Raw genomic sequence first — 8,676 nt, 5'->3', positions numbered from 1 at the left:
TGCCGCGCACCGGCGCTTCGCCTTGATCGAACTCGGCGATCACCGAGCGCCAGTAGATGTGATCGGCGAGCCGCTCCGAGCCGTGCAGTTCGTGCTGAGCGAAGAGATCGCGGCGCAGCGCTTCGACGAGGTAGGTCCAGCGGCGATCGTCGTGGGAGGCGGCCAGTGCGGCCAGCTCGGAGAGACGATTGCAGGCGGCGCGCACGCAGCCGAGATGGAACGAGACGAGCGTCGCGCCGACGAGGCTGTCGAGGCGCTGGCGCGGCGTGGCGGCCTTCTCTTCGCCGATGCGCTTGAAGCAGCTCAGCGCGACGTTGAACTGATTGCGGAAGAATGCTTGCCAGCCGGTATTGCGGCACGACGCGATGCGCAGCTCGTCACGCTGCTGGCGAATGGCCTTTTGCGCACGACGATACGTTTCTTCCGCTTCCTCGTGGCGGCCGAGCATCAGTTCGAGGTCGCCGTAGATCTGCAGGTGCGCGTAGCCGGGCGTGTGGCCGGCGTCGATGTCGGCGAGTTGCGCGGCGCAATGCGACGCTTCGATGAACTGGCCTTTGAAGATCTTGGCGGCGACGTCGAACGGGATGTCGTCGGATGCGAGGGCCGAGGATGCTGCGAAGTAGATCGTCGAGAACATGCTGTGCTCCTGACTCAGTGAATTGTGCGTTAGCGGGTTGACGCGATTCGTGAAGCAGTGAGTGCATGTTTTCATCGCAGCCGGATTTCGGCTCGGGTTTGTGATGATTCGTTACGTTCTTCCTCGCTCGACGTGTGAAGGGCCGGATGCGGCATATCTTTTGATGTACCGCTTAGCACATTTGATGGCCAATAAAATTAAATAAATATGATGAATCAGGGGAAACATCAATTGGGCTAATAGAAAAAATCAATTGACGGGGTTCGGCGGAGGTGTGTAACACTGCTGCCCCACCACGAGGAGCCGGATCGGGACGCGGGATCCGGGATATTCCCGATGGAATAATTTATTGTTCTCGGTGGTTCAAAAGAAGCATTCGAACGTCATTTAAATGAGATTTTTTTTGCATTAAAGATGGGGTCTCATTTGCCGTAAACACAGGTAGGCGAACGGTAGTTTTGCCCTGTATTACAGAACTCTTCAAACTAGTTGGCGTATTGCTTACTCATTTGCTTCGCGCGCGCCGGTGCCGGCGGAGCGAAACAATTGGAATTGGGGTTGCTGTTGCCGGTCGTCGGCGCGATGCTCTTTTGAGTGGAAAGCGTAGTGTCATCAATCAGTGGGGAATACCAAGGACACCCGGGCGATGAGCGGCGCAAACGTGTAGCGGCAGGCTTGATGGCCGCGGTGTCGTTATGCGTTTCGTTGTGCCTTTGCGGGGCGGCGCGTGCTGCCGACGAGCAGGTGGTCGTCGACGGCGGCGAGCGCTTTGGCGAAGCCGTGCGCAAGGGCGGGCACGATGTGCCGTTGCTGCGGGCGATCGAGCAGGTCGTGCCCGCAAGCTACAGCGTCATGGTCCCGAACGCGGGCTCGTGGGCCGATACGCCGGTCAGCTGGCATCCCGGCTCGGCCGTTCACGCGCTGAATGAAATCCTCGCGGCCAATCCGTCGCTGCAGGCGCACGTCGATACCGATTTGCACATCGTCACCGTGACGGCGAATGCGCGCCTCGTCCGCGCCGCCGAACATGCGCCGGCTGCTGCTCCCGTGCTGGCCAACGCGGCGGCGCCCGTGAAGACGTCCGCTGGGGCGGCAAGCGCCTCCACGATTCCTGCTGCCGCAGGCACGGGGCGCGCGGCCGCGCCGCCGCTTCTCGCGGCAGGACCCGCACCGGCTTCGACGCCGGCAGCGCCGTCCGCGCCGGCAGCGCAAGCGACCACGATGCTCGCGATCACGCCGGCGCCGTCGGCGGACCCTGCGGCATCGTCCGCCGCCGCGCCCGCCGCGCCCGCCGCACCCGCTGCGCCGCCCGAGCGGATGGAGTGGCAGATGCGCACCGCGGACGGCTCGGTGCGCAATGCGCTCGCGCGCTGGGCGGGCGAGGCGGGATGGCAATTCATCTGGGACGTGCCGACCGATTTCGCGGTCGATGCCACGGCCACGATTCACGGCACGCTGGCGGAAGCGCTGCGGCAGGTTGTCGATGCGCTCGCGAACTCGCAGGTGCCGATCCAGGTGGTCATGTACGGGCGCAACCGTGTCTTGCGAGTCGTAGCGAAGGGAGCAAGCTCATGAGCAGGCTGGGTCGCCATATCGTTGCCCTCACGGCGTGCCTGTCGCTGCTGGCGGGTTGCACCGGGCTGCTGGACAAGATCGAGCGCGGCACGCAGGAAGACGCCGCGCGCGCGGACAAGGCGCTCGGCAAGACCGCGGCAGGCAATAACCGCGAAGTCGACACCGACGGCGTGATCGTCAAGGACGAGCTCTGGCTGTCGGGCAAGACGCTCAAGCTCGCATCGAAATCCGTGCAGCCCAAGCTGTTCGACGAACCGGCCAGCTTCGACGGCACCGTCGATTCGCTGAGGGTGTTCGCCGACCGCATTTCGCGTCTCGTGCGGGTGCCGGCGAAAGTTGCGCCGGGCACCGAGGAGGCCGCCTCGCGCGCCGGGCAGTCTGGCGCCGCGCCGGCCGCGGGTTCCGCCGGGCTCATGCCGCCGTTGCCCGCGGGGCTCCTGCAAGGCCCGTCGCCGCAGCTCGCGGCCGCGGGGCAGGCGATGCTCGCCGCCGCGTCGCCGGCGCCCGTTCACATCGTCTATCCGAGCGGCACGCTGCGCGGCCTGCTCGACACGGCCGCCGCGCGCTTCGGCGTCTACTGGAAGTACGAGGACGGCTCGATCGTCTTCTACTACACGGCCACCCGCGTGTTCCAGGTCGTCGCGATTCCCGGCGATTCGAAGCTCGACACCAACGTCGTGAGCGGCGCGAGCAACACTGGCGGCATCTCGGGCGGGAGCGGCGGCGGCGCGACCGGAGGAGGAGGCGGAGGCGCCGGCGGCTCGGGATCGAACTCGTCGCCGGCGGTCTCGTCGGACAACACCGCCAACATCACGATGAACGCCCAGCTTTCGGTCTATAGCGGCTTGCAGAGCGCCATCAAGTCGATGCTGTCGCCGGCCGGCTCCGTCGTGACCTCGCCCGCGACCGGATCGATTTCGGTGACGGACACGCCCGACGTGCTCGAGCATGTCGGCGAGTTCATGGAGCAGCAGAACAGCGTGCTGTCGCGGCAGGTGCTGATCAACGTCACGGTGCTGTCCGTCACGCTTTCTGCAGACGACAGCTACGGCATCAACTGGAACGCCGTGTACCAGGCGCTCGGCACGCAGTTCGGCATCACGACCGCGTTCTCGAGCCTGATCCAGAACAACAACTCGCTGTCGGCGACGGTCATCAGCCCGTCGAGCCGCGCGAACACGACGAACGCGGTCATCAAGGCGCTCTCGGTGCAGGGCACCGTGCGCCGCAAGACCTCCGCCTCGATCACGACCTTGAACGATCAGCCCGTGCCGGTGCAGGTGGCTGAGCAGCAAGGCTATGTGGCGCAGGTTTCGACGACGGCCACGCTCAACGTCGGCACCCAGACGTCGCTGACGGCGGGCACCGTCACGACCGGTTTCAACCTGACGGTGCTGCCGCACATTCTCAACGACGGCACGGTGATGATGCAGTTCTATTCGAACATCTCGTCGCTCGCCAATCTGCAGAACTTCACGAGCGGCGGGCAGACGATCCAGCTGCCGACGGTCGATACGCGCAACTTCCTGCAGCGCATCGCGGTGAAGTCGGGGCAGACGCTCGTCATCAGCGGCTACGAAGGCGTCAACGACCAAGGCAACCGGCAGGGCATCGGCACGCCCGGAAATTACGCGCTGGGCGGCGGCTTCAATGCCGACCACTCGCGCGAGGTGATCGTCATCCTGCTGTCGCCGATCACGACGAATGGCGCTTGAAGCGAGCATAGGCAGGAGATCGGTCATGGCGACGCAAGTCATCCAGATCGGCCGTCAGCGCTTCATTTGCGGCCTGTTCTGGCAATCGCTGTCGCGCCGGCACGCGTTGCGCGCCGAGGCGGTGGAGCTCGCCGCGCGTCTGAATTTCGACGCGATGGTGCTGCGCATCGACCGCAGCTTCGCGGGCGCGGGGTTCGCGAGCACGCGCGAGGGCGCGCAGCTCGGCGTGCCGTCGCTCGGCGCGCTGGTGTCGAAGGTGATCGCGACCGAAGGCGCGTTCTACGACGGCCGCCAGCAGCCCGCGCCGAACTGGCTCGGCGCGTTCCATCTGCCGGACGGGCGCTGGGCGTATTTCGCGGTGCGCGACGGCGCGTTCCTGCCGAATGGCGACTGGGTGGGCGCGAGCGAGGAGGTGTTCGAGCGCCTGCATAGCGATTACAGCCTCGGCGGCTGGAACGTCGTGATCGGCGATTCGCAGCTCGAGGTGCAGGGGTTTCACAATTTCTACGCGCGGAGCATCGAGGAGCTGCTGCCGCGCCGCGGCGGCAAGCTGCTTCTGCCGCGCTGGCTGAATCTCGGGCGCGTGACGCGGCGTGTGCCGTGGCGCATGGTCGCCGCGGCCGCCTTGGCGGTTATCGTGCTCGGGGTGGCGGTGGGAGGGGCGATAGCCTATCGCCGTCACAAGCTCGAGCAGGAACGCCTGGCGGCGTTCGAGCGCGTGCGCCAGCAACTGCGGCTGCATCCGCCGAAGCCGAGCGCGCCGCCCGAGCCCTCGCACCCGTGGGCGAGCGAGCCGTCGCCGGGCGACTTCGTTCGCTCGTGCGTCGATCGCTTCGCGAACATCGCGCCGGGGGGCTGGGAGCTCGACGAATATGTGTGCAGGGCGACGAACGTCAGCTACAGCTGGTCGCGCGGCGGATCGAACGTGGCGATGGTGATGGCGGCCGAGCCGCACGCCACCATCGACAGCAACGGCGAGCACGCGACGTACGTCGAGCCGATGTCGTTGCGCCCGGGTGGCGACGAAGTGATCGACGGGATCCACGGCGTGCGGCTGCGCATGTTGTCCTCGTTCCAGTTGCTCGGCATCGGCCTCACGTTCGCGCTGCAGGCGCCCAGCGCGCAGCAGAAGAGTCTCGCGGCGCAGACGCTGGACCAGCTGCATCCGGGAACGGGCGCGGCGGGGCCCGCCTGGCAGGTGTGGCGCATGTCGGCGCAGCTCGGCGAAGTGCGGCCCGACAGCTTGATCAAGTATCTCGACGAGCCTGGTGTGCGCATCGAGACGCTTTCCTACAAGTCCGGGCAATGGACCCTCGACGGAGTGCTCTATGAGAAATGATGCATTGACCATATTGGCGCTGGCGTGTGCGTTCTCCTGCCCGGCGGCGGCGCTTGCTGAAGCCAGCGCGCCGGCGGCCGACGCCGGGACGCGCGTATCCGTCCAGCCGACGGCCGCCGCCATGCAGGCCGCGAACGAACTGATGCGGCTGCAGGAAGACACGCTGCTGCTCAAGGCCCAGCTCAAGAAGCTCGACGCGCAGGCGCAGGTGGCCGAGCGCGAGCAGACGCTGCACCGGATGGGCAACCCCGTGACATATGGCGAGGTGTCGCTGCTCGCGACGCAAAGCCTCGGCAAGGCGATGAGCGCGACGCTTGCGTCGAGCGACGGCTCGGAGTTCGACGTGCGGGCCGGCGACACGCTGCCGGACGGCATGCGCGTCGTGCAGATCCGCTCGGGCGCCGTGGTGCTCGCGGGGCAGGATGGCCGCCGCACGACGCTCACCGTCTCGATGCCTGCGCACGGGGGCGCGCGCAGCCTCGCGGCGAACAACGCCGGGCCGGGCGGCGTGCCGCCGATCCCCACCTTGCCCATGCCGTCGAGGTAATCATCATGGCGAGCCCCTTCGTACCTTCCGGCGAGCCTCCCAAAGGCGTGACGCCGCTGATCCTGACCCGCGCGGTGAAGCCGCTCGCGGCCGACGCCTCGGCGGCGCCGGTTCTCGCTCCCACCACGGCCGCCGCCGCGCCGCGCGAGCCGGCGCCGAGCGCGGCGCCCGCGAACGCTCCCGCGCCGGTGCCGCCAGCTCCGCCGGCCTCCGTTTCCGCGACGGCGCGGCCGTTGTCGGATAGCGGCGAATACGCGGCGAGCGTCGAGGAGCGCAAGTTCCTCTGCCTGCTCGACGACGGCACGCTGCTCGTCGCCGAAGGGCACGAGATGAATCCGTTCGTGCTCTCGTATTGCGCGCGGCTCGAGCGCCTGAACTGCCGCTACGCGACGCGGCTCGTGAGCCTCGATGCGGTCCGGCGCGCCTACCAGGGCCAGCGCCGCGACGGCAGCGCCGAGCGCATCGACCACACGCAGATGCAGGTGGTGGCGAAGAACCTGATCTCGCGCGCCTGCGACGAACGCGCGTCGGACATCCATATCCGCGTCAATCGCTTCAGCACGGATATCCTGTTCCGCATCCACAACGAGCTCGTGCGCGTCTCGGAGCAGACGCGCGAGTACGGCGAGCGGCTGCTCGCGACGCTCTACGCCGCGATGTCGAGCGTATCGGACAACACCTACAAGCCGAACGAGCGGCAGGACGCGGCCATCGGCGATCGCGACAAGCTGCCCGACGGGCTCTTCGGCGTGCGGATCGCGACGGCGCCGACGAGCGTCGGCAGCGTGATGGTGCTGCGACTGCTGTACAACGACGCGGGCGAATCGACGGAGCTGACCGAGCTCGGCTTCACGACGGCCCAGGCCGCCGCGTTCGACCTGCTCACGCAGCAGCCGCACGGCATGAACATCATCAGCGGCCCCACGGGCTCGGGCAAGTCGACGACGCTGCAGCGCACGCTCACGAAGCAGCTGCGCGAGATGGCGGGCTCGATCCACGTCATCACGGTGGAGGACCCGGTCGAGTACCCGATCGAGGGGGCGATCCAGACACCCGTGGTCAATGCGACGACCGAGGAGGCGCGCTCGCTCGCGTTCGCGGCCGCGATCTCCAACGCGATGCGGCTCGATCCCGACACGATCATGATCGGCGAGATGCGCGACCGCGCGTCCGCGCAAAGCGCGCTGCGCGCGGCGATGACGGGCCACCAGGTCTGGACGACCGTGCATGCGAACGGCGCGCTCGCGATCATCGATCGCCTCGTCGATCTCGGCTTGCCGATCGCGATGGTGACCGACGAGTCGCTCGTGACCGGCCTCATCAGCCAGCGCCTCGTGAAGCTGCTGTGCCCGCATTGCTCGCGTCCGTTCGCGCAGGCGCTGGGACAGCTCGACATGGGGCTCGTCGCGCGCGTGAAGCGGGCGGTCGGCCCGAGCTTCGAGCAGGTCCGCATCGCGGGGCCCGGTTGCCCGCACTGCAAGAACGGCACGGTCGGGCGCACGGTGGTGGCCGAGGTGATCCACACGGACGCCGAGTTCTGCGAGCTGCTGCGCGCGGGACGCAAGGCCGACGCGCATCAGTACTGGCTCACCCAGCTCGGCGGGAAGACCGTCGCGCAGCACGCGCTCGAGAAGGTGGCCGCGGGCCTCGTCGATCCGCGCATGGCGGAGCGCGTGGTCGGACCGTTTACGCAAGGCAACGGCTTGCGTTCGCTCTCGCTCGAAAACGGCTATGGCACTTGAGCTCAATCGCCGCTGGGCGCGCCTGCAGCTGACGGGTTCCGCCCGTCTGCGCCTCTATCGCAAGATCGCGAAGATGCTCGCGAACGGGCTGCCGCTGCTCAAGATTCTCGAGGAGCTCGAGATGCGCGCGTCGCATGAGGGCCGCAAGCCGAACGAGCCGCTCGCGCTGGCGCTCGCGGATTGGCGCCGCGTCGTGCAGAACGGCGGCATGCTGGCCGAAGCGATGTCCTGGTGGGTCCCGCACTCGGAGCAGATGATCGTCATGGCGGGCGAGCAGTCGGGGCGCCTCGAGGCGTCGCTCGTCAATGTGTGCGTCGTCGTCCAGTACAGCCGCCGCATCCGCGGGGCGATCGTCGGCGGCCTCACGTATCCCGTGGTGATTCTCGCGATGACCATCGGCTACGTGTACCTGTTCGGCAAGCTCGTGATTCCGCGGTTTGCGAGCATCGTCGACCCGCAGCGCTGGCACGGCGTCGCGCGCTCGCTCTACGAACTGTCGCTCTTCGTGCAGGGCGGGATGCTCTATTGGGTCTTCGCCTTCGCGCTGCTCCTCGCGCTGCTGGTCTATTCGATGCCGCGCTGGTCCGGCAAGGCGCGCAACGTGTTCGACCGCTACCCGCCGTATTCCATCTATCGCTTGATCGTCGGCTGCGGTTTTCTCGTCGCGTTTTCGTCGCTGCAGGCGGCCGGCTTCACCGTCGAAAAATCGCTCACGCGGCTCGCGACCGATGCGCGGCCGTGGCTGCGGCAGCGGATCGACGACATGCTGTTCGGCGTGAAGTCGGGGTTGAACGTCGGCGAGGCCATGAAGAACACGGGCTACCGGTTCCCGTCCGCGGAGATCGTCGACGACCTGTGCGTGTACGCGGAATACAAAGGATTCGCCGAAGCGTTGCATTCGATCGCGAGCGAGTGGATCAGCGAAGGCGTCGAGACCATCGAGGCGCAGATGCGCGTCATCAACGGCGCGGCGATCGTCGGGCTGGCGCTCGTGCTGTCGTGGCTCATCAGCGGCTTCTTCGGAATTCAGCAGGAAATTGCGTCTTTGGCTCGGAGCTTGCACTGAGCCTTCAATAGAGTGGCATCGAAGTGGATGCAAGCGGGGAATTGTTCAATCGGAT

6 protein-coding genes and 1 pseudogene are annotated in these 8,676 nt (G+C 66.9%); 6 read left to right on the top strand and 1 reads right to left on the bottom strand.

Translation table 11 applies throughout. From position 1 onward, the window contains the following. A pseudogene (locus FAZ69_RS20320) lies at positions 1-637 on the bottom strand (helix-turn-helix transcriptional regulator); the annotation flags it as partial. A gap of 606 nt (positions 638-1,243) precedes the next feature. On the opposite strand from FAZ69_RS20320, the gene FAZ69_RS20315 reads away from it, so the two are divergent. From FAZ69_RS20315 to FAZ69_RS20290, 6 genes are read left to right on the top strand one after another with little or no spacing between them, the layout of a single operon-like run. Continuing rightward, on the top strand, positions 1,244-2,212 hold the full coding sequence (locus FAZ69_RS20315; protein WP_240702360.1) for a toxin co-regulated pilus biosynthesis Q family protein: 969 nt from the start codon (positions 1,244-1,246) through the stop codon (positions 2,210-2,212). After that, positions 2,209-3,927, top strand: a complete 1,719-nt coding sequence (pilN, locus tag FAZ69_RS20310; protein WP_136896857.1) for a PilN family type IVB pilus formation outer membrane protein — start codon at positions 2,209-2,211, stop codon at positions 3,925-3,927. The genes FAZ69_RS20315 and pilN overlap by 4 nt, the downstream gene beginning before the upstream one ends. A 25-nt stretch (positions 3,928-3,952) precedes the next feature. After that, positions 3,953-5,266: a type 4b pilus protein PilO2 gene (gene pilO2 / locus FAZ69_RS20305; RefSeq protein ID WP_136896856.1), complete on the top strand. Its 1,314-nt coding sequence runs from the start codon at positions 3,953-3,955 to the stop codon at positions 5,264-5,266. Further along, entirely contained in the window at positions 5,256-5,813 is a 558-nt protein-coding gene (gene pilP, locus FAZ69_RS20300; protein ID WP_136896855.1) for a type IV pilus biogenesis protein PilP, read from the top strand. Before pilO2 ends, pilP begins: the two co-directional genes overlap by 11 nt. A gap of 5 nt (positions 5,814-5,818) precedes the next feature. Beyond that, complete coding sequence (locus FAZ69_RS20295) at positions 5,819-7,555, top strand: GspE/PulE family protein (protein ID WP_136896854.1); 1,737 nt, start codon at positions 5,819-5,821, stop codon at positions 7,553-7,555. After that, on the top strand, positions 7,545-8,621 hold the full coding sequence (locus tag FAZ69_RS20290) for a type II secretion system F family protein (RefSeq protein WP_136896853.1): 1,077 nt from the start codon (positions 7,545-7,547) through the stop codon (positions 8,619-8,621). Before FAZ69_RS20295 ends, FAZ69_RS20290 begins: the two co-directional genes overlap by 11 nt. The last annotated feature ends 55 nt before the right edge of the window (positions 8,622-8,676 follow it).

Source organism: Trinickia terrae (assembly GCF_005144415.1).
GTDB lineage: Bacteria > Pseudomonadota > Gammaproteobacteria > Burkholderiales > Burkholderiaceae > Trinickia_A > Trinickia_A terrae.
The sequence above is the reverse complement of the archived record's forward strand: the minus strand, read 5'-3'. Positions and strand labels throughout refer to the sequence as shown.